Annotated in this window: 25 protein-coding genes; 22 read left to right on the top strand and 3 right to left on the bottom strand. The window is 61.3% G+C overall.

The features are described 5' to 3' along the window. Positions 1–2 precede the first annotated feature (2 nt). From BFC21_RS10595 to BFC21_RS27180, 8 genes are all read left to right on the top strand, one after another. Entirely contained in the window at positions 3–401 is a 399-nt protein-coding gene (locus tag BFC21_RS10595; protein ID WP_095004513.1) for a biotin/lipoyl-containing protein, read from the top strand. Beyond that, positions 398–1,165: a LamB/YcsF family protein gene (locus BFC21_RS10590; protein ID WP_120266056.1), complete on the top strand. Its 768-nt coding sequence runs from the start codon at positions 398–400 to the stop codon at positions 1,163–1,165. Before BFC21_RS10595 ends, BFC21_RS10590 begins: the two co-directional genes overlap by 4 nt. Positions 1,166–1,285: 120 nt before the next feature. Next, positions 1,286–2,038 carry an SDR family oxidoreductase gene (locus tag BFC21_RS10585; protein ID WP_095004511.1) on the top strand — a complete coding sequence of 251 codons (753 nt, stop codon included), beginning with the start codon at positions 1,286–1,288 and terminating at the stop codon, positions 2,036–2,038. Positions 2,039–2,146: 108 nt separating this feature from the next. Next, entirely contained in the window at positions 2,147–2,848 is a 702-nt protein-coding gene (locus tag BFC21_RS10580; RefSeq protein ID WP_095004510.1) for an amino acid ABC transporter permease, read from the top strand. A gap of 6 nt (positions 2,849–2,854) precedes the next feature. After that, entirely contained in the window at positions 2,855–3,598 is a 744-nt protein-coding gene (locus tag BFC21_RS10575) for an amino acid ABC transporter permease (RefSeq protein ID WP_120266055.1), read from the top strand. A 23-nt stretch (positions 3,599–3,621) separates the two neighbouring features. Then, complete coding sequence (locus BFC21_RS10570) at positions 3,622–4,350, top strand: amino acid ABC transporter ATP-binding protein (protein ID WP_169869964.1); 729 nt, start codon at positions 3,622–3,624, stop codon at positions 4,348–4,350. A gap of 26 nt (positions 4,351–4,376) precedes the next feature. Beyond that, positions 4,377–5,210, top strand: coding sequence for an ABC transporter substrate-binding protein (locus BFC21_RS10565; protein ID WP_120266054.1), 834 nt, complete (start codon positions 4,377–4,379; stop codon positions 5,208–5,210). Between the two features lie 208 nt (positions 5,211–5,418). Beyond that, positions 5,419–5,559: a hypothetical protein gene (locus tag BFC21_RS27180; protein WP_162939310.1), complete on the top strand. Its 141-nt coding sequence runs from the start codon at positions 5,419–5,421 to the stop codon at positions 5,557–5,559. Positions 5,560–5,763: 204 nt separating this feature from the next. Here BFC21_RS27180 and BFC21_RS10555 read toward each other — a convergent pair whose 3' ends face one another. Continuing rightward, a complete protein-coding gene (locus tag BFC21_RS10555; RefSeq protein ID WP_088377869.1) occupies positions 5,764–6,429 on the bottom strand; it encodes a response regulator in 666 nt (221 codons plus the stop codon). 2 nt (positions 6,430–6,431) lie between these two features. Next, positions 6,432–7,817 carry an ATP-binding protein gene (locus BFC21_RS10550; protein WP_095004506.1) on the bottom strand — a complete coding sequence of 462 codons (1,386 nt, stop codon included), beginning with the start codon at positions 7,815–7,817 and terminating at the stop codon, positions 6,432–6,434. 138 nt (positions 7,818–7,955) lie between these two features. On the opposite strand from BFC21_RS10550, the gene BFC21_RS10545 reads away from it, so the two are divergent. The 4 genes from BFC21_RS10545 (at position 7,956) to BFC21_RS10525 (ending at position 15,652) form a co-directional block, all read left to right on the top strand. Further along, positions 7,956–9,152: an efflux RND transporter periplasmic adaptor subunit gene (locus BFC21_RS10545; RefSeq protein WP_088377868.1), complete on the top strand. Its 1,197-nt coding sequence runs from the start codon at positions 7,956–7,958 to the stop codon at positions 9,150–9,152. Positions 9,153–9,154: 2 nt separating this feature from the next. After that, entirely contained in the window at positions 9,155–12,289 is a 3,135-nt protein-coding gene (locus tag BFC21_RS10540; protein WP_120266052.1) for an efflux RND transporter permease subunit, read from the top strand. Beyond that, entirely contained in the window at positions 12,286–13,659 is a 1,374-nt protein-coding gene (locus BFC21_RS10535; protein ID WP_120266051.1) for an efflux transporter outer membrane subunit, read from the top strand. Before BFC21_RS10540 ends, BFC21_RS10535 begins: the two co-directional genes overlap by 4 nt. Positions 13,660–13,900: 241 nt before the next feature. Next, positions 13,901–15,652: a tannase/feruloyl esterase family alpha/beta hydrolase gene (locus tag BFC21_RS10525; protein ID WP_120266049.1), complete on the top strand. Its 1,752-nt coding sequence runs from the start codon at positions 13,901–13,903 to the stop codon at positions 15,650–15,652. Between the two features lie 5 nt (positions 15,653–15,657). On the opposite strand, the gene BFC21_RS10520 is transcribed toward BFC21_RS10525, so the two are convergent. Further along, positions 15,658–16,515, bottom strand: a complete 858-nt coding sequence (locus tag BFC21_RS10520; protein WP_120266048.1) for a response regulator transcription factor — start codon at positions 16,513–16,515, stop codon at positions 15,658–15,660. Between the two features lie 240 nt (positions 16,516–16,755). Between BFC21_RS10520 and BFC21_RS10515 the strand changes: the two genes are divergently transcribed. The 10 genes from BFC21_RS10515 to BFC21_RS10470 all read left to right on the top strand — a co-directional run bounded on the left by BFC21_RS10515 (position 16,756) and on the right by BFC21_RS10470 (position 25,307). Then, the gene (locus BFC21_RS10515; RefSeq protein WP_120266047.1) at positions 16,756–16,947 is read left to right on the top strand and encodes a Flp family type IVb pilin; all 192 of its coding nucleotides are present in this window, start codon (positions 16,756–16,758) and stop codon (positions 16,945–16,947) included. A gap of 455 nt (positions 16,948–17,402) precedes the next feature. Further along, positions 17,403–17,594: a Flp family type IVb pilin gene (locus BFC21_RS10510; protein ID WP_120266046.1), complete on the top strand. Its 192-nt coding sequence runs from the start codon at positions 17,403–17,405 to the stop codon at positions 17,592–17,594. Positions 17,595–17,622: 28 nt separating this feature from the next. Beyond that, complete coding sequence (locus BFC21_RS10505; protein WP_095004500.1) at positions 17,623–18,141, top strand: prepilin peptidase; 519 nt, start codon at positions 17,623–17,625, stop codon at positions 18,139–18,141. Positions 18,142–18,155: 14 nt separating this feature from the next. Beyond that, positions 18,156–19,478 carry an AAA family ATPase gene (locus BFC21_RS10500; protein WP_120266045.1) on the top strand — a complete coding sequence of 441 codons (1,323 nt, stop codon included), beginning with the start codon at positions 18,156–18,158 and terminating at the stop codon, positions 19,476–19,478. A gap of 11 nt (positions 19,479–19,489) precedes the next feature. Continuing rightward, entirely contained in the window at positions 19,490–20,296 is an 807-nt protein-coding gene (cpaB, locus tag BFC21_RS10495; protein ID WP_095004498.1) for a Flp pilus assembly protein CpaB, read from the top strand. Positions 20,297–20,336: 40 nt separating this feature from the next. Continuing rightward, positions 20,337–21,677: a TadE/TadG family type IV pilus assembly protein gene (locus BFC21_RS10490; protein WP_256557659.1), complete on the top strand. Its 1,341-nt coding sequence runs from the start codon at positions 20,337–20,339 to the stop codon at positions 21,675–21,677. Between the two features lie 8 nt (positions 21,678–21,685). Beyond that, entirely contained in the window at positions 21,686–22,156 is a 471-nt protein-coding gene (locus BFC21_RS10485) for a TadE/TadG family type IV pilus assembly protein (protein ID WP_095004496.1), read from the top strand. After that, entirely contained in the window at positions 22,156–22,659 is a 504-nt protein-coding gene (locus BFC21_RS10480; protein ID WP_095004495.1) for a TadE/TadG family type IV pilus assembly protein, read from the top strand. The genes BFC21_RS10485 and BFC21_RS10480 overlap by 1 nt, the downstream gene beginning before the upstream one ends. After that, the gene (locus BFC21_RS10475) at positions 22,653–23,870 is read left to right on the top strand and encodes an AAA family ATPase (protein WP_120266043.1); all 1,218 of its coding nucleotides are present in this window, start codon (positions 22,653–22,655) and stop codon (positions 23,868–23,870) included. The genes BFC21_RS10480 and BFC21_RS10475 overlap by 7 nt, the downstream gene beginning before the upstream one ends. 3 nt (positions 23,871–23,873) lie before the next feature. Continuing rightward, on the top strand, positions 23,874–25,307 hold the full coding sequence (locus BFC21_RS10470; RefSeq protein WP_095004493.1) for a CpaF family protein: 1,434 nt from the start codon (positions 23,874–23,876) through the stop codon (positions 25,305–25,307). The last annotated feature ends 2 nt before the right edge of the window (positions 25,308–25,309 follow it).

The following is a 25,309-nucleotide window of genomic DNA, read 5'->3' as shown; positions in this document are numbered from 1 at the left end:
CCATGAGCAATGAAGAAATTCGCCAATTGGCGCGGTGGTTGAGCGAGGCCGGTCTGGGTGGTGTGGAACTGCAACGGCCGGGCGTGCAGCTGGTGCTCAAGCGCCACCTTGAAAGCGTCGCGGCGCACGAATCGATTGAGTTGGCGACGCCTGCCAATCAGGTGCCGATCCGCACCCGTGGCCTTGGCCAGTTGCTGCTCAGCCACCCTGATCAGCCACAAGTGCTGATCGCAGAAGACAACCATGTGGACAAGGGCCAGATCGTGGCGCTGCTGCAAGTGGGCGACCTGCTGTTGCCCGTGCGCAGCCCTCAAGCCGGGCACATCTGCCAGGTGCTGTTGCAGCACGGCGCAACGGTGGGTTACGGCGAAGCCATCATGCAACTGGAGGTGGCGTCATGAGGATTGATTTGAACGCCGATCTGGGCGAGGGCTTCGGCCCGTGGCGCATGGGCGAAGACGAAGCGCTACTGACGCTGGTGTCGTCGGCCAACGTCGCCTGCGGTATGCATGCCGGTGACCCGTTGATCATGGACAACACGGTGCGCATGGCCAGGGCCGGCGGCATTGATGTGGGTGCCCATGTCGGTTTCCCCGACCTGGTGGGCTTTGGCCGGCGGCAGATGAACATCGACCTCAAGGAACTCACGGCGCTGGTGGTTTACCAGCTTGGCGCGCTGGCGGGCATCGCGGCGGTCAACGGCCACCTCATGACCCATATGAGCTTTCACGGTGCGCTGGGCAATCGGGTTGCGGCGGATGCCGAGCTGGCCGGGCCGCTGGTGGCGGCCGTGGCGGCCTTCGACTCGCGGCTGATCATCAGCTCGTCGAGCAGCCGGGCGATTGAAGCGGCTGCCGACAAAAACGGCTTGCGGGTGGCCACCACCTTTCTCGCCGACCGCGCCTATGACGATGATTGCCTGCTGGTGCCACGCTCGGTCACAGGCTCGGTGATCAAGGAGCCTGTGCAGGTGTTGCAGCGGGTCCGCCAGTTGCTGGAGGAGGGCACCGTCACCAGCCTCAACGGCAAGCGCCTGGCCGTACCTGCGCACTCGATCCTGCTGCACGGTGACACCGCCGGCGCGGTGGAACTGGCGCGCACCATTCGCCGCGAAATCGAGCAGGGTGGGGGGCGGATTACGCCCATTTCCCGGCTATTGAACTAGGTCATAAGCAAGGCTTATTGCCTCACAACCATTGCGTCTTGGTGACCGGGCTCAGGGCTGGATAGAGTCGAAGTCACCAGCAGCCTTAACTGAACTGCCCCGCCACACAGGGAACGATTTATGCCATTTGCAGACTACAAAACCGCGCTGGTCACCGGCGCTTCTTCGGGTATCGGTGCAGCGGTTGTCGAACGTTTGTGCCAGGAAGGCGTAGAAGTCCACGCCCTGGCCCGCAGCGCCGACAAGCTGGCCGAGCTGGCCGCCAAAACCGGCTGTATCGCCCATGCCATCGACGTAACGGACCTGGCCGGGCTGACCGCGCTGTTTGCCCGCCAGCGCTTCGACATTGTGGTCAACAACGCCGGTGTCGACCGTCCGGGCTCGATCCTCAAGGCCGACGCCGAAGGCATCGACCTGTTGATCGACGTCAACCTGCGCGCCGTGCTGCACCTGTCGCGCCTGGCGTTGCCGGGCATGGTCGAGCGCGACTGCGGGCATATCATCAATATCAGCTCGATTGCCGCGGCCTATAACTTCGGCGGCAACTCCACCTATCACGCGACCAAGGCCGCGGTAAGCATGCTCTCCAAACAACTGCGCATCGATGCCTTCGGCAAGCGCGTGCGGGTCACCGAAATCTGCCCGGGACGAGTGTCGACCGACATTTTTGCCCATGTGCATGGCGACTCCGAAGCCACCTACAAGCGCTTTGTCGAAGGCTTCGAATTGCCCCAGGCCAAGGACATCGCCGATGCCATTGCCTTCGCCATTGCCGCGCCGATTGCGGTGAATATCGGCCATATGGAAATCACCCCCACCCTGCAAGTACCCGGCGGCCTGTCCACCGCGCGCCCCGAGGGCTACCAGGGTTAAGGCTGCACCCCAAAACAGAACGGAATCATCCGTCGTTGCCGTACCTGCGTCAGGGTTGAAACTGACGTTTTTTTTCTGCCCTCATCCCACTGTCGATGGGGAATGACCATGACGCATGACTTCGATTTGGCCGCGGTGCTGCGAGGCGAATACGCCGAGCTGATCGTCAAGGGCATCGAAACAACCCTGCAGCTGGCGCTGTATGCCTGGCTGCTGGCAATGGCGCTGGCACTGGTGCTGGTCACCGTGCGCCTGACCGGCAATAAAATCGCCGACCGCCTGGTGGCGGCGTACGTGTCTTACCACCGTAATGTGCCGACCCTGGTGCAGTTGATGATGTGGTATTTCGGTGTGCCCAACCTGCTCAGCGAATCCACCCAGATGGCGCTGGCCAACTACAACACCGAGTTTCTGTTTTCGGTGATTGCCCTGGGGCTGTGCCAGGCCGCGTACTTTTGCGAGGACATCCGCAGCGGTCTGCGCGCCATTCCCGGCGGCCAGACCGAAGCCTCGCGGGCCTTGGGCTTGGGCTATATCCGCTCGATGCGCTACGTGATCCTGCCCCAGGGTGTGCGCAACTGCCTGCCTTCACTGATCAACCACACCGTGTTGCTGTTCAAGAACACCAGCCTGGCTATGGCCATTGGCGTGGTGGAGCTGACCTACGCCACCCGCGAAGTCGAGAACTACACCTTCCGCGCGTTCGAGTCTTATCTGGTTGCCACCGTGGTGTATCTGGTTTTTTCACTGCTGTTGATGGGCGGCGGCGCACTGCTGGCGCGCCACTTCAACAAAGCGTTGGCGAGGTAAGCGGCCATGTTCGATATTGTTTCGATCCTGCAGAACAACTGGACGCTGTTTCTGATCGGCCAATACCCCCACGGCCCGTTGGGCGGGCTGGCCAATACGCTGATTCTGGCGGTGCTGGCCCTGGTGCTGGCGTTCCCCTGCGGCCTGTTGCTGGCGCTGGCGCGGGTGTCACCGTGGAAGGGCCTGCGCTGGGCGGCGACTGTCTGGGTTTATGTGCTGCGCGGCATCCCGCTGCTGATGGTGATTTTCTGGACCTACTTTCTGGTGCCCTTGCTGCTGGGCCACAACATCACCGGTTTCATGACCATGCTCTGCACCCTGGTGATCTACCAGAGTGCCTACCTGTGCGAAATCATTCGCGGTGGCATCCAGGCCCTGCCAGCGGGGCAGTACGAAGCCTCGCGGGCCCTGGGCTTTGGCTATCTGCGCACCACGATCTGGGTGATCTTGCCGCAGGCCTTGTACAACACGCTGCCCAGCCTGATCAGCCAGTTTATTTCGATCATCAAGGAAACCTCCCTGGGCTATGTGATCAACGTCCAGGAACTGACCTTCGCTGCCAACCAGGTCAATAACCAACTGCTGACCAAACCGTTCCAGGTGTTCCTGATCCTGGCGGTGATCTATTACCTGCTGTGCTTCGGCCTGACCCAACTGGCCGGCTGGGTGGAGCGCCGCATTGCCCGCAAGCGCCTGGGTTCGGGGGTGCAAACCGCAACGCCCGGCGCCGTACTGGCTACTGATAATTGAAGAGGGCTGCGTCCATGCATCCGATGATCATGTTTTCCAATATCAACAAATGGTACGGCGACTATCACGCCCTCACGGACATCACCGCCGAGGTCAAGCCGGGTGAAGTGGTGGTGCTGTGCGGGCCTTCGGGCTCCGGCAAGTCGACCCTGATCCGCACCGTCAACCGCCTGGAAGACATCCAGAAAGGCCAGATTCTGTTCGACGGCCAGGATGTCAGTGGCACCGATGCCAACCTCAACCGCCTGCGCAGCCGGGTGGGGTTTGTGTTTCAGAGCTTCAACCTGTTCCCGCACTTGTCGGTGCTGGAAAACATCATTCTGGCGCCGACCAAACTGCGCAACCTCAAGGGCGCGGCAGCCCGCGAGCAGGCCATGCAATTGCTCGACCGCGTGGGCCTGGCACACAAGGCCGGGGCCTATCCGGCGCAATTGTCTGGCGGCCAGCAACAGCGGGTGGCGATTGCCCGGGCGTTGGCGATGGAGCCGCCGGTGATGTTGTTTGATGAGCCCACCAGCGCCCTGGACCCGGAAATGGTCGGTGAAGTGCTGAGCGTGATGAAAGGCCTGGCCAAGGACGGCATGACCATGATGTGCGTGACCCACGAGATGAATTTTGCCCGTGAAGTGGCCGATACCATCTGGTTTATGGATGCAGGTCAGATCCTGCAAAAGAGCGCGCCCGAAGCGTTTTTCAATCAGCCGTCGCACCCCCGGGCCCAGCGCTTTATCGCTGACCTGCGGGCGCATTGAACGTTGTTCCTTTGAGGAGTGTTGTTATGGCGATAAAGCAACTGTTGGTCACGCTGGCGCTGAGTACCCTGACCTGCGCAATGGCCCAGGCCGATCAATTGAGCGACGTGATGAGCAAAAAATCCCTGGACTGCGGCGTGTATGCCGACGTGCCGCCGTTCTCCGCGCCGGACCCGGTCAGCCGCGAGCTGGTGGGCATGGACGTGGACCTGTGCAAGGCCCTGGCCAGGACCCTGGGCGTGGAGCTGCAGCTCAAGCCGATGTCGGTGGAAGCGCGGATTGCCGAAGTGAAAATGGGCCGCGTCGACCTGATCTTCGCCAACCTGGCCTACACCAAAACCCGCGCCGACCAGATCCAGTTCAGCGACCCGTACTACATCGCCAAGGAAACCCTGGTGGTGCGTGCGGTCAATGCCGACCAACCGAAAAGTTTTTTCAAGGACAAGCGCATCAGCTCCACCAAGGGTTCGACCTCCGAGCAGTCGATCCGCATCGCCGGCGCCAACCCGGTGACCTTCCAGGACACGGGCTCGGCCTATATGGCCTTGCAGCAGAACAAGGTAGTGGGGCTGGTGACCAACACCATGACCGCGATCAAACTGGTCAACCAGGCCGGGGAGAGTGGTGTGCAACTGGCGCTGGCCAAGGAACCGATGGCCCTGGAGCCGATTGGCGCGGGCATGCGCCTGGGTGAGCCGGCGTTTTTGCACAAGGTCAATGAAGCGCTGGCGAGCATGGAAGCGTCGGGTGAAATCGATGCGATCTGGGATCGCTGGATTGGCCCGAATACCCCTTACAAGATGGTGCGTGAAGACAAGGTGCAGTCGCTGGCGGATTTGAAATTTGATCCGCTGCCTTAGAGGTTTATCCGTAGCCGCATTTTTGTGGGAGCTGGCTTGCCTGCGATACAGACGCTGCGGTCTATCAGGTGAATCACTGCGATGCCATCGCGAGCAAGCCCGCTCCCACAGGGTGGGCACTGTAAAGTTGGGTAAACCTTTGCTTCAGGCCTGGCCGGCACTGGTATAAGGGCGGCGTTATTTCCCTGTTGAAAATGAGCGGTCGGTCATGAAATTGAAGTCTGTTGTTAAAGCACTGGTTGTAGCGGTTGCGGTGTCGGCCTTGTCAGGCTGCTGGATGTTTATGCCGCCAGGCGGCGGTGGCGGTGGCGGCGGTCATGGCGGCGGTCAGCACGGCGGTCAGCGCTGATCGGGTGAATCGCATTATTGTGGTGTTCACCAAAACTGCGGTTTACCCCTTTTATTGTGGGAGCGGGCTTGCTCGCGATGGCATCGACGCGGTTTAACTCAAACACCGCGTCGCTTGCATCGCAGGCAAGCCAGCTCCCACAGGTACTGCAGTGTTCGCCAAAACTGAGGTTTGCCCCCTTTATTTGTGGGAGCTTGCTTGCCATTACAACTCCAGCTTGTAGCCCACCCCATACAAAGACTGGATCGGGTCATGCCCCGGGCTGGCCTGGGCCAGTTTGCGCCGCAGGTTGCGGATGTGGCTGTCCACCGTGCGGTCGGTGACCACGCGGTGGTCGGAGTAAAGTTTGTCCAGTAACTGGTCACGGGAAAATACCCGCCCCGGGGCGCGGGCGAAGGTGTTGAGCAGGCGCAGTTCTACAGGCGTCAGGTCCAGCGCCACGCCATCGAACGAGGCACGGTACTGCGCTTCGTCGATCTGCAGGCGGGCCTGGGCTACCTGCTCTAACTGCGGGCTGCGACGCAGGATGGCCTTGACCCGGGCCACCACTTCACGCGGGCTGAACGGCTTGCAGATATAGTCGTCGGCACCCAGGTCCAGCCCCAGCAGGCGGTCCACTTCTTCTACGCGAGCGGTGATCATGATCACCGGTATTGCGCTGAAACCGCGCAGCTCCCTGCAGATGTCCAGGCCGTCGCGGCCGGGTAGCATCAGGTCGAGCAGGATCAACCTCGGCGCATGGCTGCGCACCCACGGCACCACCTCCAGGCCGTTGTCCAGGCACTGCACGGTGTACCCGGCAAGGCTCAGGTAGTCGTGCATCAATGCGGCCAGTTTGGGCTCATCTTCAACGATCAGAATAGTGTCCATGCTTACACCTTGCGCGGCAGGCGCAGGCTGAGCCACAGGCCGCCCAGGGGGGAGTGGTCGGCTGTCAGGCTGCCGCCGTGGGCCAGCACGATGCTGTGACAGATCGCCAGCCCCAGCCCGGCGCCGCCACTGGCACGGTTGCGCGAGGCTTCGCCGCGATAGAAACGCTCGAACAGACGCGGCAATTGCTGCGGGTCGACGCCGGGGCCGGAGTCCATCAGGCTGACCAGAATGTTTTCATCCTCCAGGGAAGCGCTGATCAACAGCAAGCCGCCAGCATCGGTATAGCGCACGGCGTTTTCCAGCAAGTTGCCAAACAGCTGTTGCAGGCGCTTGGCATCAGCCTCCAGCAGCAGCGGGCCGGCTGGGAGTCGCAACTCGACCCTCAACCCGGCTGCGTTGCAGCGTTCCTGATACATGGCCACCGAGGTCTGCAACAGGTCGTTGAGGTCACACTGGCTTTTACGGTAGGTGAGGGCGCCGACATCGGCCAATGACAGCTCATACAGGTCGTCCACCAACTTGCTGAGCATGCCGACTTCGCCCTGCAGGGATTTCATCGAGCTGTGGTCGAGGGTGCGCACACCGTCCTCGATGGCCTCCAGTTCACCGCGCAGAATCGACAACGGTGTACGCAGTTCGTGGGACACATCGGCCATAAATTCGCGGCGCATTTTTTCGTTGCGCTCAAGGGTGTAGGCCAACTGGTTGAAGTCGCGGGCCAGTTGGCCGACTTCGTCATTGGACGAGACCGCCACCCGGTTGCTGTATTCCCCGGTGGCCAGTTTGTGGGTGGCAGCGGCCACGCGCTTGACCGGATCGAGCAGGGTGCGGGCAATCCACCAGGCAATCAGCATGGCCAGCAGCAGCGAGAGAACCCCCACGCCCAAACTGGTTTGCAATTGATATTGCTGGAACCGCTCGCCACCGGCCTCGGTCACGCTCTGGAACGGGGTCACGGCCAGCCAGCCGACGGTTTTGCCATCGACGTCAATCGGGCGCAGCAAGGCGTCATCGCCAATCGAGGGGTAGCCGGTGACACGTTTTTTGTCCTGGTCGAGCAGGGCGATGCGAAATAGCGCGCCGGTCAGGTCGGAGGGCAGCGGGTTTTTCAGGTCGCCGCGTTTGGGTTCATCCCCGGCGTCAGGCCGCATCAGCTGGAACCAGCGCTCCGGGTTGTGGCGCAAGAACGCCCAACTGCCTTCGCGCTGCCAGGCGCTGACCATGCGCGGCTGCACGGACTCCATGCGCTCCAGCGCCTGCTCATTGAGGTAGCCGAGAAAGCCGCGGGTGAAACTCCAGCTGGTGGCCAGGCCCATGCTCAGGATCACAAACAGCACGCTGGCCAGAACGGCGATAAACAGTTTGGTGGAGATACTCAGTTTCATCGGCTCGGCTTACTGGCGAAATGGCCTGCTCATTTAGGCCCTGCGCCGGGGAAGATTCAAGGCTTGCGGGCAATCTTCAATTTTCCTGCACATTTGCCTCGCACCATGACATCAGCCAACTGTCTTGTAGAGGCCGCCATGTCGATCAAACTGTTTACCAAATCCCTGGTAACCGCCGCTGTTGTTGTGTCCTTGCTGGTTCTTTTTGCGCTGAGCGGCTGCTCGGCAGGGGACTCCGCTCCTGTAGCCGAAAAACCCAAGGTGTCAGTGCTGACTGTGCAACCCCAGCGTCAGGCATTGACCGCCGAGCTGGCCGGTCGCACCCAGGCCTTTATGGTTGCCCAGATCCGCCCTCAGGTGGGGGGTATCGTGCAGCAGCGTCTGTTTGTCGAAGGTGCCGAGGTCAAGGCCGGGCAGGCGCTGTATCAAATTGACGCGGCGCCGTACAAGGCCGCCCTGGCGCAGATGCAGGCCACCGCTGCCAAGGCTCGCGCCACCCTCAAGTCGGCGCAGTCCACCGCCCGGCGCGATGCGCAGCTGGCGAAGATCGACGCCATCAGCCAACAAGACAACGAAGACGCCCAGGTCGCGCTGCAAACGGCCCAAGCCGATGTGCAAGTGGCGCTGGCCGATGTCGAAACCGCACGTATCAATCTGGCTTATACGCGGATCAGTTCGCCGCTCAGTGGCCGCATTGAAACCTCGACAGTGACCCCCGGCGCACTGGTGGTCGCCAGCCAGGACACCGCGCTGACCACCGTGCAGCAGCTGGACCCGATCTATGTGGACGTGACGCAATCGACCACCGAGCTGCTGCGTCTCCAGCGCGACCTGGCCAGCGGAGCCCTGCAGGGCAGCAGCGCGATTGAGGCGCCGGTACTGCTCAAGCTGGATGATGGCAGCACCTATAACCACGCCGGCAGCCTCAAGGTCAGTGGCGTGACGGTGACTGAAGGCACCGGCACCGTCACCTTGCGTGCCGTGTTCCCCAACCCGGATCACCTGTTGTTGCCCGGCATGTATGTACGCGCCGTGCTGGACCAGGCTACCGATGACAAGGCCATCCTGATCCCGCAAAAAGCCGTGACCCGCAGCGCCAGTGGCGTGACCTCGGTGCTGGTGGTGGTCGACGGCAAGGTCGAGCAGCGCGTGGTGAGCATTGACCGTGCCGTGGGCAATCAGTGGTGGGTGACCGCCGGCCTGAATGCCGGTGACCAGGTGATTGTCGAAGGCGGGCAGAAGGTCCGCGTGGGCAACGAGGTCCTGGCGCAGAACAGCGAAACCCGGCCGTTGCCGACCCGTGCCGCACCCACTGCCATTGCGCAGGAGGGTTGAGCATGGCGCGTTTCTTTATCGATCGACCGATTTTCGCCTGGGTGATCGCCATTGTGATCATGCTGGCCGGGGCCATGTCGATCACCCAGTTGCCCCTTGAACAGTACCCGGATATCGCTCCGCCCACGGTGAAAATCGCCGCCACCTACACCGGCGCATCGGCCAAGACGGTGGAGGACTCGGTGACCCAGGTCATCGAGCAGCAAATGACCGGCATCGACAAGCTGACCTATATGTCGGCATCGAGCAGCTCGGCAGGCAGCGCCAGTATCAACCTCACCTTTGAGGCCGGCACTGATCCCGATGTGGCGCAGATGCAGGTGCAAAATAAACTCCAGCAGGTGGAATCACGCCTGCCGGCATCGGTGCAAAGTGAAGGCCTGACGGTGACCAAGGGTGGCTCGGACTTCTTGATGATTGCGGCCCTGGCGTCGGATAACCCGAGCGTTACCGGCACCCAGATCGGCGATTATATTTCCAGCACCTTGCTCGACTCCATCAGCCGTATCGACGGTGTGGGCGAGGTTAAGACGCTCGGCTCGGGTTATGCCATGCGCATCTGGCTGGACCCGGCGCTGCTGCAAAAATACGCCCTTATGCCTTCTGACGTGACCACCGCCCTGGAGGCGCAAAACACCGAGGTGTCGGCCGGGCAGTTGGGTGCCTTGCCTGCTGTGGCCAGCCAGCAACTCAACGCCACCATCAGTGCGCGCAGCAAACTGCAAACCGCCGAAGAGTTTCGCAATGTGGTGGTCAAGTCCACCAGCACCGGTGCCGTGGTGTTGCTCGGTGATGTGGCCACGGTGGAGCTGGGCAGTGACAGTTATGACGTCAATTCGGCCCTTAACGGCAAGCCCGCTGCGGCCATGGGCGTGCAACTGGCCACGGGCGCCAATGCGTTGCAGGTCGGTGAAGCGGTCAAGGCCAAGCTTGCCGAACTGGAGCCTTACTACCCGAGTGAAATGCAGCTCAAGAACGTGATTGCCTACGACACCACGCCCTTTGTCAGCCTGTCCATCGAAGAGGTGGTCAAGTCCCTGGGCGAGGCCATCGTGCTGGTGGTGCTGATCATGTTTTTGTTCCTGCAGAATTTTCGCGCCACGCTGATCCCCGCGATCACTGTGCCGGTGGTGTTGCTGGGCACCTTCGGGGTGCTGGCGGTGTTCGGCTATTCGATCAACACCCTGACCATGTTTGCGATGGTCCTGGCCATCGGCCTGTTGGTGGATGACGCCATTGTGGTGGTGGAAAACGTCGAACGGGTGATGAGCGAAAAGGGCCTGTCGCCCCTTGAAGCCACGCGCCAGTCGATGGACGAGATCACCAGTGCGCTGGTCGGCATCGCCCTGGTGCTGAGCGCGGTGTTTATTCCCATGGCGTTTTTCAGCGGTTCCACGGGGATTATCTACCGGCAGTTTTCCGTGACCATTGTTTCGGCGATGGTGCTGTCGGTGTTGGTGGCCATGACCCTGACCCCGGCCTTGTGCGCAACGTTGCTCAAGCCGGTTGACGGCAAGGGGCACGGCCCGCAGCGCGGATTTTTCGGCTGGTTCAACCGCACCTTCGAACGCAGTGCTGCAGCTTATGAAAAACAGGTGGGCGGCATTTTGCGCCGGGGCGGGCGCAGCCTGGTGATCTATGCGCTGGTGGTTGCGGCGATGGCGGTGGGCTACGCCAAGTTGCCCACCTCGTTTTTGCCCGATGAAGACCAGGGCATCCTTATGGCGCAGGTGCAATTGCCGGTAGGCGCCACCGACGATCGCACCCAGGCGGTGCTCAAGCAGTTCGAGAGCTACATGCTTGAGCAACCAGAGGTTGAGGCGATGATCAGTATTTCCGGGCTGGGCATGGGCGGTAACAGCCAGAACTCGGCGCGGGCCTTTATCCGCCTCAAGGACTGGAGCGAACGCAGCGGTGCCGGCCAGGATTCGGCCTCTATCGCACAGCGTGCCACCCTTGCATTGTCGAGCATCGGCGATGCCAATGTGTTTGTCATGCAACCGCCTGCCGTGCGCGGGCTGGGGCAGAGTTCGGGGTTTGACCTGCAACTCAAGGACCTCGCCGGGCTGGGGCACGAAGCCCTGGTGGCTGCCCGCGAGCAGTTTATCCAGTTGGCCAGCCAGGACCCGCGCCTGCAGGGCGTGCGCAGCAATGGCCTGGACGATACGCCGCAACTCAAGGTCAGCATCGATGACCGCAAGGCCGGGGCGCTGAGCCTGACCACCAGCGATATCAACGCCACCTTGTCCACTGCCCTGGGCGGTACTTACGTCAATGACTTCCTCAATCAGGGCCGGGTGAAAAAGGTCTATGTGCAGGGCGAGGCCTCGGCGCGCATGCAGGCGGCCGATCTGGACCACTGGTTTGTGCGCAACAGCAACGATGAAATGGTGCCGTTCTCGTCGTTCGCCAGCAGTTCGTGGAGCTATGGCTCGCCGCTGCTGGAACGCTACAACGGCAGCTCCTCCCTGGAAGTGGTGGGCGATCCGGCACCGGGTGTGAGTTCCGGGGTGGCGATGGACGCCGTGGAGTCGATCATCAAGCAATTGCCCGAAGGCATCAGCTACGAATGGACGGGGCAGTCCTATCAGCTTCGCCTGTCCGGCTCGCAAGCGCCGCTGCTGTATGCGATTTCGGTGCTGTTTGTGTTCCTGTGCCTGGCGGCGCTCTACGAGAGTTGGTCGGTACCATTCTCCGTGATGCTGGTGGTGCCGTTGGGCGTGGTGGGCGCGGTGTTGGCTACCCGTTTCAGCGGTTTGAGCAATGACGTGTACTTCCAGGTGGGGTTGTTGACCACCGTGGGGCTGGCGGCGAAAAACGCCATTTTGATCGTCGAGTTCGCCAAGCACCTGCAAGAGCAGGGCAACAGCTTGATCGACGCCACGCTGATCGCGGTGCGCCAGCGCCTGCGGCCGATCTTGATGACTTCGCTGGCCTTTATGTTTGGTGTGCTGCCCCTGGCCTTGAGCACGGGTGCGGGGTCTGCAGGGCGTCAGGCCATCGGCACCGGCGTGCTGGGCGGCATGTTCAGCGCCACGGTGCTGGGGGTCTTCTTTGTGCCGCTGTTCTTCGTGTTGATTCGCCGCCGTTTCAGCCGCGTTTCGACGACCACCTCTGACCGTACAGGTGAAGCATGAGTCGCTTTCATTGGCCACTGGTGGCCGTTCTTGCGCTGCTGGGCGGCTGCATCAATCTGGCGCCCGAATACGAACGCCCGCAAGCACCGGTGGCTGAGCAGTGGTTGCCGGGCACCGCTACGCCCAAAGGGCAGGTGGCGGCCGATATTCAATGGCAGCAATTTTTCACCGATCCGCGCCTGGCGCAGTTGCAGACCCTGGCCCTGGCCAATAACCGCGACCTGCGCCTGGCCAGCCTGAATATCGAAAAGGCCCAGGCGCAATACCGGATCCAGCGGGCGGCGTCATTTCCGGGGATCGATGCCAGTGTCAGCGGCAGTTCCAGCCGGGCCAACAGCAGCACCAGTCACAGCTACAGCGCCGAACTGGGACTGAGCAGCTACGAAGTGGACGTGTTCGGCCGGGTTAAAAACCTTCAGGACGAAGCACTGCAAGCCTATCTGGCGCTGACCGAAACCCGGCGCAGCACCCAGATCAGTCTGGTCGCTGAAGTGGGCACCGCGTGGCTGACGTTGGCGGCGGACAATGAGCGTCTGAAGTTGGCACAAGAGACGCTGGCCAGCCAGCAGTCCACCTACGAACTGACCCGGCGCAGCCATGGTTTGGGCGGTTCATCGGGGCTGGCGGTGTCTGAGGCGCAAACCACCGTGGAATCGGCGCGGGTCGATGTAGCCGAGTACGCCAGCCAGGTGCTGCAAGATCAGAATGCGTTGCGCCTGCTGGTGGGCAGCGACATCCCGGACACGCTGCTGCCGGGTGATAGCCTGGAATCAGCGGCGATGCTGGTGCAGGTACCCGCCGAGTTGCCGTCGACGTTGTTGCAGCGTCGCCCGGACGTACTCGCCGCCGAGCACACCCTGCAGTCGGCCAATATCGATATCGGCGCAGCGCGCGCGGCGTTTTTCCCCAGCATTACCCTGACCGCCGGTGCAGGTTCGGCCAGCACCAGCCTGTCGAGCCTGTTCAAGGCCGGCAGCGGTGCCTGGAGCTTTGCCCCGAGTATCAGCCTGCCGATCTTCGACGCTGGCAGTAATCGGGCTACGCTGGACTCAGCCAAGGTGGAACGCGAGATCCAGGTGCAGACCTATCAGCAGACCCTGCAGACCGCGTTCAAGGAAGTGGCCGATGCACTGGCGGTACGCAGCACCCTGGACCAGCGCCTGGCGGCGCAGCAGGCATTGACCGATGCCAGTCGTAAAAGCTACGAGCTGTCGGATGCGTTGTACCGGGGCGGCTCGCAGAGCTTCCTCGAAGCGCTGGTGTCGCAGCGTTCGCTGTACAGCGCCGAGCAGGACCTGATTACCCTGCGTTTGGCCGAGCAGAGCAACCGGGTGACCTTGTACAAGGTGTTGGGAGGTGGGTGGCAGTGACCGGGTTTTGTGGGAGCGGGCTTGCTCGCGATGGCAGCACTTCGGTCATCCAGATGGAACGAGGTGCCTGAATCGCGGGCAAGCCCGGCTCCCACAAAGAACAAATGGCGTACGCAAATCCTGCATTCAAACAGGCCGGCCGTCAGGGGATCGCAGCTTCGCTGCGCGAGAAGCGCCCTTGACCGGCAACAGAGTATCTACAGGCGTTTAAAACCGGATCTTTCATTAACAAGGAGCTATCATGATTCCCCTTCAAACCCTGTGCCGACTATTACTCGGCACCACAGTGGTCCTCCTGCAATTGCCCGCACTGGCCAACGCCGAACCACCCATCGCAGCGTTGCCAGTGGTCAAGCCCGCCATCAGTTGCGCGGCGCTGACCCGGGTTGATCTGCAGGCTATCGGCGGCAAGGGCAGCCAGGTGCTGTCGGCCAGCGAAACCACCAGCAATGGCGTTACCGCCTGTGAGGTGCAGGGTACGTTGGCGCCGAGCATCGGTTTTAAAGTCCAGCTGCCCACTCACACCTGGACCCAGCGATACCTGCAAGTGGGTTGCGGCGGCCTGTGCGGGCGGATTTCACTGCAAGTGGGCGCGGCCGAAGGCTGTGCGCCACTGAACAGCGGCGGCTTTGTACTGGCCGCGACCGATATGGGCCATGAGGGCATGGACAACAGCTGGGGCAACGATGCACAAAAACGCGCGGACTTTGCCCATCGCGGCGTCCACCTGACAGCACTGGCCGCCAAACAGCTGATTGGCGCCTATTACGGCCAGCAACCGGCCTACGCCTATTTCACCGGTTGCTCCGATGGCGGGCGCGAAGCCCTGATCGAAGCCCAGCGCTATCCCGATGACTTCAACGGCATCATCGCCGGGGCGCCGGCATTGAATTTTCTGGTGCAGAATGCGATTTATCACGCCTGGCAGGCCCACGCCAATCAGGACGAGCAGGGCAAGGCGATTCTGATTGCCTCGCGCCTGCCGATCCTGCATAAGGCCGTGTTGCAACAGTGCGATGCGCTGGACGGGCAGGTCGATGGCCTGATCAGCGACCCGCGGGCCTGCCGCTTTAATCCTGCCACCGTGCAGTGCCAGGCCTCGGCGACCGACACCTCGGACTGCCTGAGCGCCAGGGAAGTCGAGGCGGCGCGACGCCTGTATGACGGCCCGCATGACCCGGCCAGCGGCGAGCGCCTGACCATTGGCGGGCCGCAACCGGGTTCCGAACTGGCCTGGGCCGGGGTGTTTGTACCGGACAGTGTCGACCAGCCGATCAACAGTGAAAAGATGGCGTTGGATGTATTGCGCAACCTGGCCTTCGAACACAATCCGGGCGACGGTTACAGCCTGGCAGACGTGAAGTTTGATCGCAGCACCCTGGATCAATTGCGCGCCCTGCACCCGTTGTATGACGCCACCAACCCGGATCTGTCGGCATTCGCAGACCGCGGCGGCAAGCTGATCTTGTGGCACGGCTGGGCCGACCAGCATATCTCGCCCCTGAACACCATTGCCTACCACCAGGCGGTGCAGATGCAGATGGGCCAATCGAAGGCCGAGTCCTTCGAGCGGCTCTACCTGTTGCCGGGGGTTTACCACTGTGGCGGCGGTGAAGGCCCGAGCCTGCTGGACCTGCTGACGCCGATGATGTCATGGGTCGAGAAGGGCCAGGCTCCGGCCGCCATCGTGACCTTGCAGGCCAGCAGCAAGCAGGCGGGTGCCAGCGAGTTTGGCGCACCGACCAATATGCCGGGCCAGGCAACGGCAGACAAAAAGCCGTCAATGGCGGCCCCCCAGTCGGTCACGCAGGACCCTGCCAACGAGGGGCGCACACGCCTGGTGTTCCCGTATCCTGATGTGGCGGTGTATGACGGCAAGGGCGAGGTGAACTCGGCCAGCAGTTATGTGCGCAGCAAACACCCGAAGGTTGAAAAAACGCCACAATGGCTGGGTTCGGACTTCTTTACGCCCTATGCCCCGCGGCAACGCTGAGTTTTTCAGCCCTTGGCCCGGCGTGCCAGGCTTGCGATGACGTTGCTGAGCATGTCATCCGAGAGGGGAGCGTCAGTGTGTCGCGCCTGGCGGTATTCGCTGGGGGTACAGCCCGCGTATTGCTTGAATGCGCGGGCAAAGTAGGAAGGGTCCTTGAAGCCGACTTCATAGCCGATACTGGTGATGGGCATCTGGCTGTTGTCGAGCAGGTCCTTGGCGTTGTCCATGCGCTTGCTCAGCACATAGTCCATAAAGCCCAGCCCGTAGACTTCCTTGAACAGCCGGCTGAAGCGGAAGGTGGTCATGCCGCAGCGTTTGGCCAGGGCCTTCTGGTCGATGCTGTCACAGTAGTTCTGATCGATGTACTGCAACGCACTGTGCAGTGCCTTGTGCTTTTGGTGGTCGGTGGTCAGCCGGATGCTGTCCGGCAGCGCAGGGCCATGCTCGATGGCCAGCGTCTTGCTGGTGGTGCCACGGCGCAGGTCGCAAAGCTGTTGCAGGGCGTGCAGGTAACGGTTGATCTCGTTGCCGCACAGGGGCAGCACCACATACTCCCAGACCCGCGAGCGCATTGCCCACACGGCCAGCTCCTCGGAATGCTGCACGGTAAACATGGTGACCGGTATGGACGGGGACTTGAGCTTGATCTCCTGCAGCAGGTTGAGCCCGGACAGGTCAGGGCAGTCATAGTGCATGCAGATCATGTCGGGTAGCGTTTCGCGGAATTTGTCCAGCCATGCCCGGGGCTTTTCCAGCTGGCAGTTGCAGGTCGAACGAAAGGGCTGCATCAGTGCTTCTGTCGACTGATTGCGCGTGAGGTCAAACCATAAAAGCTGGGGTTTTTTGACAGCTTCGGGGGTCATTCACTTAATCCTTTCATGTGCCTTGTACTGTCTGTTTTTCGAAGGGTTATCAGTATCGCCAGCATATCAATGAGACTTTAAAGTGCGCCAGGGAGTGTGGTTTTTTTGTGAAAAAAACTGCAAAAAAATCCTGCTGTTCGACAATAAACTCCTAACCGTCCGTTTGCCTTGTGGCTAGCCTTCAATTAGGCGGTGTATTAAGTCATCGCTTTGGGTAAACACTCAAACGAGGTGAATAACATGAACTTGCAATCAATTGGGAGTTACGCACAAGCCTTTATCAAGGATGAAGGCGGCCTGACCATTGTCGAGTATGCCGTGGCCGGTGGCTTGATTACGTTGGCGGTTGTTGCAGCATTTATAACCTTGGGTGGTAACGTCGGCACCGCCATTAACAGTCTGGGGTGTGCGATACAGGGTAAAACCTGCTGATAAATGGATGCGCACTGGAGGGGCGGCTTCTTGAGCAGCAATTCGCTGCCGGTCTGCAGCGCCAATGAAAACAACCTGTACACAAGTATTGTCGGTGGCTTGACGGTGTGAAGATTAAATCCTGATATGAACCCCCCGGCTTAGTCTGTTGCGCTATACGTCCCCTCTAGCCAACAGTTCTGAGCCGGTTTTGTTGGTCGGTTAGTTGTCGGCAGGAAGGCGAGTGGGCGCAGTGAGTGTGACAGTATGGAAGTACGCTTGGCATTTGATAAGTGTCCTGACCATGAAGCTGTTTTTATGCCGTGTTCGGGATGTAAAGTTTTACGGCATGGGCAATAAAGTCCTAGCGGTCAGCAAAAATCTCCTAACCCTTCACTAGTGTGCTGGCTAAAATTTGATTAAGCAGTGCAATTAGCCCTGCTTCTGGGTATTTAACTTTGAGTGAGGTGGACAAAATGAAACTGCAATCATTCAAGACTTCAGTGTTGAAGTTTATCAACGATGAAGACGGCCTGACCATTGTGGAGTATGCAGTGGCCGGTGGTCTGATAACTCTGGCTTGTGTCGCGGCCTTTATCATCTTGGGTACCAATGTGAAAACAGCCATTACCAGCCTGGGTTGCGCCGTTCAGGGCAAAACCTGCTAGTACGACGAGTTCTGTTGAGGATGCAGCCATGAGCGAGGTACAGATTGTTGCTGTCGCGTTGTTGTCAGGGCTGCTGGGAGTCGCGGTGGTGAGCGATCTTCGCAACCACCGCATTCCCAACCTTCTGGTTTTAGTGGGTCTGGTGCTGGGCATGGTTGGCCAGACCTGGGCCTTCGGTTTTGTTGGTTTGGGCCATTCGTTGCTGGGTATCCTGATCGGTTTCGCGTTGTTCCTGCCCATGTACATGGTCGGGGGCATGGCGGCCGGGGATGTGAAGCTGATGGCCATGGCCGGTGCCTTTCTCACCCCGCATGACGCCCTCTGGGCAGCGTTTTTCAGCCTGATTGCCGGCGGGGCATGCGGCCTGTTGATCGTGCTCGTGCGTGGCCAGGCGCTGCAAACCATCGGTCGATACTGGTTGATGCTCCGGGCCCGGGCCTACTTTTCCCCCGCTGAAGATGAAGTGGCCGGCAAGCCTTTCCCTTATTCGATCGCCGTTTTGCTCGGCACGCTGATCAGCGTCTTCTGGCTGCCTTTAGGCCATTAGTTCAGGAGAACACCATGTACGCCATCAGTAACACCCGTGTTTCTCTTGATGATCGCCAGGCGTTACAGCAACTGGCGCCACAGCCGCGCACGATCCTTGAGACCGGGTTGGCGGACAATTTTCTCGGCGACCTGGTGTGCAAGCATCTGCACGACGCCGGTGTGCTGGACATGGTGCAGTTGTCGGCCCGGCTGGCCCTGACCGGTGCGGTGCTGGAAGAAGTGCTGACGTTTCTGCGCAAGGACCGCCGCGTCGAAGTGCTCGGCCAGGCCGGTGGCCAGACCCTGCGCTATGGCCTGACCGAACGCGGTCGCAACAGCGCCCGCGATGCCTTGGCCCGCAGTGGCTACATAGGCGCAGCGCCTTATCCGGTGAGCGCCTACCGCTCATTGCTCAAGTTGCAGACCATCCATCATGGCCGCATCAGTGCCCATGACATGCACCACTGTTTCAGTTCGATGGTGCTGGCGCAAAACATGCTCGACCAGTTGGGCGTCGCCCTCAATTCCGGGCGCGCAATCATGATTTACGGACCGGCCGGGACGGGCAAGACCTACGTCAGCAGCCGCCTGATCCGCCTGTTTGCCGAAGCGATCTGGGTGCCCCATGCCATCGCGATCAACGAGGCGGTGATCGAGATTTACGACCCGCAGGTGCACAAGCGCCTGGACGATGACGAACCGCAGAATGCGCTGCTGCTCAACGAGGGCATCGACCGCCGCCTGCTGCGTTGTGAGCGTCCGCTGGTGATCACCGGCGGAGAGCTGACCATGGAGCAACTGGACGTTCGCTACGACCCTTTTTCGCGCCAGTACCAGGCACCCCTGCAGCTGAAGGCCAGCAATGGCCTGTTCATCATTGACGACCTGGGGCGCCAGCGCATGACCCCCGACGAGTTATTGAACCGCTGGATCGTGCCGATGGAGGAACGCCGCGATTTCCTCAACCTGGGCGGCGGCCGCCACTGCGAGCTGCCGTTTGACCTGATTCTGGTGTTCTCCACCAACCTCAACCCGCTGGAGCTGGCCGACGAAGCGTTTTTGCGCCGCATCGGCTACAAGCTGCAATTCGGCTACCTCAAGCACGGCGAGTACGAACGTATCTGGATTCAAGAGACGCAGCGGCTGGGTATCCCCTATGACCCGAACCTGCTCGCTTATGTGCTGCGTGAATTGTATGGCGCCGAAAACATGCCCCTGGTGCCTTGCCATCCGCGAGACCTCTTGAACATGGCGTGTGATCGCCAGCGGTATCTGGAAGGGGCGGGGCCACTGACTGCCCAGGAGCTTGAGTGGGCATGGCACAACTATTTCGTCCAACTCGATTTTCTTGGGTAAGGAGCACTGACATGAAATCGCGCACGCTCACTCTGATCGTCCTGTCCGTGATTCTCGGGCTGGGCGCGACCTGGATGGCCAACAACTGGCTGACCGCACGGCTCAATACCAGCCCTGACGACAACCAGCGAAACGTGGTGATCGCCACGGTGGAAATCGCCTTCGGGCAGATGATCGAACCCCAGCAGGTGACCTTGGTGCGCATGCCCAAGGATGCCGCGCCGGACGATGCGTTTGACGCCACCGAAAAAGTGGTCGGCAAGATCGCCACCTTTTCCCTGCTGCGTGGCGACATTTTGCGCGGGGCGCGGCTGGCCGAGCATATGGGCGGCAGTACCCTGGCCTCGCTGATCGAGCCAAGCAAACGGGCCATTTCGGTAAGGGTGGATGACGTGGTCGGCGTGGGCGGCTTCTTGTTGCCCGGCAATCGGGTGGATGTACTGGCCACCCGGCAGATGGGCAACGACGGCAATGCCGAGTCCAAAACCATTCTCGAAGACCTGCGCGTGCTGGCAGTCGACCAGACCGCCAGTACCGACAAGACCCAGCCGGTGGTAGTGCGTGCGGTCACTGTGGAGGTGTCGCCGGCCCAGGCCGAAGTGCTGGTCAAGGGCATGGCCGCTGGCAAGGTGCAACTGGCCTTGCGCAACCCGCTGGATAACCACAAGGAACCGGTCATGGCCGAACCTGTGGCAATGGCCGAGCCTGTGTTGCCGCATGTGCTGGCCAAGCCGGTGGTGCATCACCGCGCACCTGCCAACAGTGGCAGCGTGATCATGATTCGTGGTGTCGAAGCAACGGTCGAAAAAGCGATGTAGGGGGCCGGTCTGCGGCTCGGCAAGAATCTGAGGGTGGAACATCATGAACGCGCGCATCCAGCAGCCCCGCATCGCGTTTGCCAGGCAACAGCGTGGCGCGATGCTTGTCTTGGTGGTGATTGCCCTGGCCTCGCTGCTGTTGATGGGCGCCCTGGCCCTGGATGGCAGCCATATGCTGCTGAACAAGACTCGCCTGCAAAACGCCGTGGATGCCGCGGCACTGAGCGGAGCCAAGACCCTGAGCATGGTGACGGGCGCCACCGGCTCGGCCAGCACTACGCAAACCGCGGCGCTCAACACCCTGACCCTGAACGCCAATGCCTCGGGTAATGGCGAGCTGGCTACCGCGCTCGCGGCCAATGGCGCAGGCTTCGCCAAGGTGGAGCTGGCCAGCAGTGTGTACGGGCCGTTCTCGTTCCCGGGCCCGGCCAATGCGACTTTTGTGCGGGTCACGGTGAGCAATTATCCCCTGAGCAGTTTTTTCTGGGGGGTGTTCCAGTCGCTGGACAACGGCAACGCCACGAGCAAAAGCGTGGCGGCCGTGGCCACCGCTGGCCCCAGCCCGACCAGCGGCTCCTGTGACCTGACCCCGCTGCTGGTGTGCGGCGACCCCACGCAAAACAATCCGTCGGCCGGACTGTTTTGGGGCTTCAAGTTCGGTGACTTGCAAGTACTCAAGAGCGCTGCGGGGAATAACTCGGCGATTGGCCCGGGGAATTTTCAGCTGCTGGACTTTGGCTCCGGTGGCAGTACGGTCAGGCAGGGGCTGGCGGGCGGGATCAACCAGTGCAATATCGTCGGCGCCACGGCCCCGACCAAGCCGGGTAATACCGTGGGGCCTTCGGCGCAGGGGCTCAACACGCGCTTCGGGCAATATTCGGGCGGCCTCAAGGCAGCGGACTATCCGCCGGACCTGGTGACTACGGTCAATTCCAAGTCGTTCACCTATACCGGCTCACCGGCCACGATCCAGTACAACGGCCAGCCGGTCACTTCCCTGAATGGCAATCTGTCCACGCCCAGCGGTGCGTTGTATGGCTACAACAACTGGGCTCAGGACTCTGCCGCCTGTGTGGCCGGCGGGGCCAACTGCCAGGGCAATGGCGTGTTCGAGCGGCGCATCATCAAGATTGTGATCGGCGACTGTACAGGCAAGAACGACGGTGCGTCCTCGATCCCGGTACTGGGCTTTGCTTGCTATTACGTGGTGCAGCCCGAAGCTCAGCAAGGCAACTCGGCGCAGATTTTTGGCCAGTTCGTGAAAGTGTGCGAAGGCGACAACGTCCCCGGCCCGAACCCGGCAGGTAACGTCGGGCCGCAGATCATCCAGCTGTACAAGACCTATATCGACAACAACCAGACGCCGAGCACCGACTCCTAGGAGGTCTCATGAAACGCTGTGGATTGAGGTCGGCCCGGGCCCAGCGCGGCCTGGCGATGATCGAGCTGGCGTTGACCCTGCCGCTGCTGGTGTTGTTGATGCTGGCCTTCGCCGAGTTCGGCCGCATGCTGTTCCAGTACAACAGCCTGCAACAGGCCAGCCGTGATGCCGGGCGTTACGTGGCCAGCCAGGCGATGAACACCACCCTGGGCACGGTGGTGCTCAGCAGCACGTTGATCAGCCAGACCCAGAACGTGGCGGTGTACGGCATACCGAGCAACCCCAATGGCTACCCGGCGGTGGTGCCCGGGCTGACCACCGGCAATGTCACGGTCAGCGCGGTGGGCACCGACCATGTGCAGGTCAGTATCGCCTACACCTTTGTGCCGGTGATCGCCAGTGCGTTGCCTGCGCTCTATGGCAGCAGCGTGCCGCTGGGGCTGTCGCTGACTTCAACTGTCGTGATGAGGGCCTTGTGATGAACCGCAAACACATGGGTGGCCTGTATATCGTCGAGTTCGCCATCACGGCGCTGGTGCTGTTTACCTTGCTGTTCGGTGCGCTGGAAATGGGCCGGCTGTATTTCACCGTCAACGTGTTGAGCGAGTCGGTACGCCGTGGCGCGCGCCTGGCCGCGGTGTGCAATATCCAGGACCCGGTGATCCTGCGCCGGGCCATGTTCAATACCTCCACCAACACCGGGGTGAGCAGCCTGATCGCCAGCCTGAGCACAGCCAACCTCAACCTGATTTACATGGACGCCAACGGCGCGGTGATCGCCAGCCCCAACGATCTGGTGAGCGCCACCGGCTTTGCCGCGATCCGCTATGTGCAACTGCAAGTGACCAACTTCAGTTTCAATTTGTTGATCCCCGGCTTCAGCGGGGTGTTCATCCTGCCCACCTTCAGGTCGACAGCGCCGCGCGAGAGCCTTGGCCGCCAGCCTGATGCGAGCGTTACTCCGGGGATTACGCCATGTTGAGTGTTCGAGAAGTGACTGCAACGGCGTCGCCAGAGCGTCAGGCCATGCGCCTGTTGATCAGTGGCCGCGACGCGTCGGCCCTTAACCACCTCAAGGTCTTGAGCCAGGGCATCAGTAACCTGCAAGTCAGTACCCGGCTGGTGAGCAATGGCCATACAGACCCGTTATACGCGCTGGAGCAGATGCCTGATTTCCTGCTGTTGCGGGTCAGCCATTTGTGGCGCGAGGAGTTGGCGGCGCTGCTGCAGCATCCGCTCAAGGAACGTCCGCCACTGTTGGTGTGCGGGCCGCTGGATGAGCGCGAGGGCATGCGTATGGCCATGCAGGCCGGTGCCCGTGATTTTTTGCCGGAGCCGGTGGCGGCCGAAGAGTTGCAGGCGGCGCTGGAACGCATGCAACTGGAGCAGCATGCCGATCAGGGGGGCAGGGGCAAGCTGGTCGCGGTGATGAATGCCAAGGGCGGCTCGGGCGCCTCGATGCTGGCCTGCAATCTGGCGCACCAGTTAAGTGTGCAGGGCGGCCGCACCCTGTTGCTGGACCTGGACCTGCAATTCGGCAGCCTGGCCCACAGTCTGGATGTGTTGCCCACCCACAGCCATACCGATGTGCTGCAACAGATCGATACCCTGGACAGCGTGGCGTTGCGTGGTTTTTGCAGTCATTTCAGCCCCAGTCTGCATGTGCTGGGCGGACGTACCGATGAACTGTGCCTGTCTCAGGAAATCCGCCTGGAGCAACTGGACAGTTTGCTCAAGCTGGCGCGCAGCACCTACGACTGGGTGGTGGTGGATTTGCCGCGGCACATCGATCACCTCACGGGTATCACCCTGGAGCAGTCGGACCGGGTCTATGTCGTGCTGCAGCAGAGCCTGAGCCATCTGCAGGACGCCAATCGGCTGGTGCGCATATTGCGCGACGACCTGGGCGTGCAGAGCAACCGCCTGCAGGTGGTGCTCAACCGTTATGACAAGAATTCGCCGTTCAAGCCCAAGGACATCAGCGACGCGCTGCGTTGCCCCACCCTGCAAAAACTGCCCAATGACTATGCGGTGGTCAGTGAGAGCCAGAACACTGGTGTGCCACTGGAGCTGCATGCGCCGCGTGCCGGCATCACCCTGAGCCTGCGCGAGCTGGGCCGGGAGCTGATCGGGGTCGAGGTCAATGAAGCGGGCTTGCTCAAACGCACATTCAACCGTCTGTTCGGAGGATAAGCCATGCTCAGCGACTTTCGTAATCGCCTGCGTCAGCAAGCCGCCAGGCCCGTTCCGGTCGACGGGGTGGCCATGCCCGTCGAGGATGCCGACTGCGCCACTGTGTTGATGGCCTGGGAGGCCAGCGTGCCGGATGTGGTCTATGAGACCCGCACCAAACTCAGTTCGATGGAGGCCGAGTGGCGGGAGAAGATCTACCAGCAGTTGCTCAAGGTCATGGACCTGTCCCTGCTCGACACCCTGGACATGGCCGACGCCGGCCGGCAGATCCGCGAGATCAGTTTGCGCCTGCTGGACGAGTACTCGGCGCCGGTCAGTGCCAGCAGCCGCCAGCTGATCATCAAGCAAATCACCGACGAGGTGCTGGGGCTCGGGCCGCTGGAGCCGTTGCTGGGTGACAGCAGCGTGTCCGATATCCTGGTCAATGGTTTCAACTCGGTGTATGTCGAACGCTTCGGCAAGTTGCAGCGCACCGATGTACGTTTTCGCGATGATCAGCACCTGCTCAATATCATCGACCGCATTGTCTCAAGCCTTGGGCGGCGCATCGATGAGTCCTCGCCGCTGGTGGATGCGCGGCTCAAGGACGGCTCGCGGGTCAACGCGATCATCCCGCCGCTGGCCATCGACGGGCCGAGCATGTCGATCCGCCGGTTTGCCGTGGACTTGCTCAATACCCAGAGCCTGGTGCAGATGGGCACCCTGACCCCGGCCATCGCCCTGATGCTCAAGGCCATCGTGCGCGGGCGCCTCAATGTGCTGATCTCGGGCGGTACCGGCAGCGGCAAGACCACCATGCTCAATGTGCTGTCCAGTTTTATCCCGCACAACGAACGCATCGTCACCATCGAAGACTCTGCCGAGCTGCAACTGCAGCAGCCCCATGTGGTGCGCCTGGAAACCCGTCCCTCGAATATCGAAGGGCGGGGTGAAGTGGGCCAGCGTGAGCTGGTGCGCAACAGCTTGCGGATGCGCCCCGATCGCATCGTCATTGGCGAAGTGCGCGGCGCCGAGGCGCTGGATATGTTGACGGCGATGAACACCGGTCACGACGGTTCGTTGACCACCATCCACGCCAATACCGCCCGTGACGCCTTGGGGCGGATCGAGAACATGGTGTCGATGAGCGGCACCACCTTTCCGATCAAGGCCATGCGTCAGCAAATTGCTTCGGCCATCGATGTGGTGATCCAGCTGGAGCGCCAGGAGGACGGCACGCGCCGCCTGGTCAGTGTGCAGGAAATCAATGGCATGGAAGGCGACATCATCACCATGACCGAGATCTTTACGTTCGCCCGCAGCGGCATGGGCGAAAAGGGTGAAGTACTGGGCGATTTTCGCTCCACCGGTATGGTACCGGCCTTTCGTGATGTGCTGGCCAAACGGGGGATTGAGCTGCCGCTCAGCCTGTTCAGGCCGGACTGGATGGAGAGCTAGTC

It is taken from the genome of Pseudomonas sp. TMW 2.1634 (assembly GCF_001703595.1).
GTDB lineage: Bacteria > Pseudomonadota > Gammaproteobacteria > Pseudomonadales > Pseudomonadaceae > Aquipseudomonas > Aquipseudomonas fragi.
Note: the sequence above shows the minus strand (reverse complement) of the source record. Positions and strands in the feature narration are given on the sequence as shown.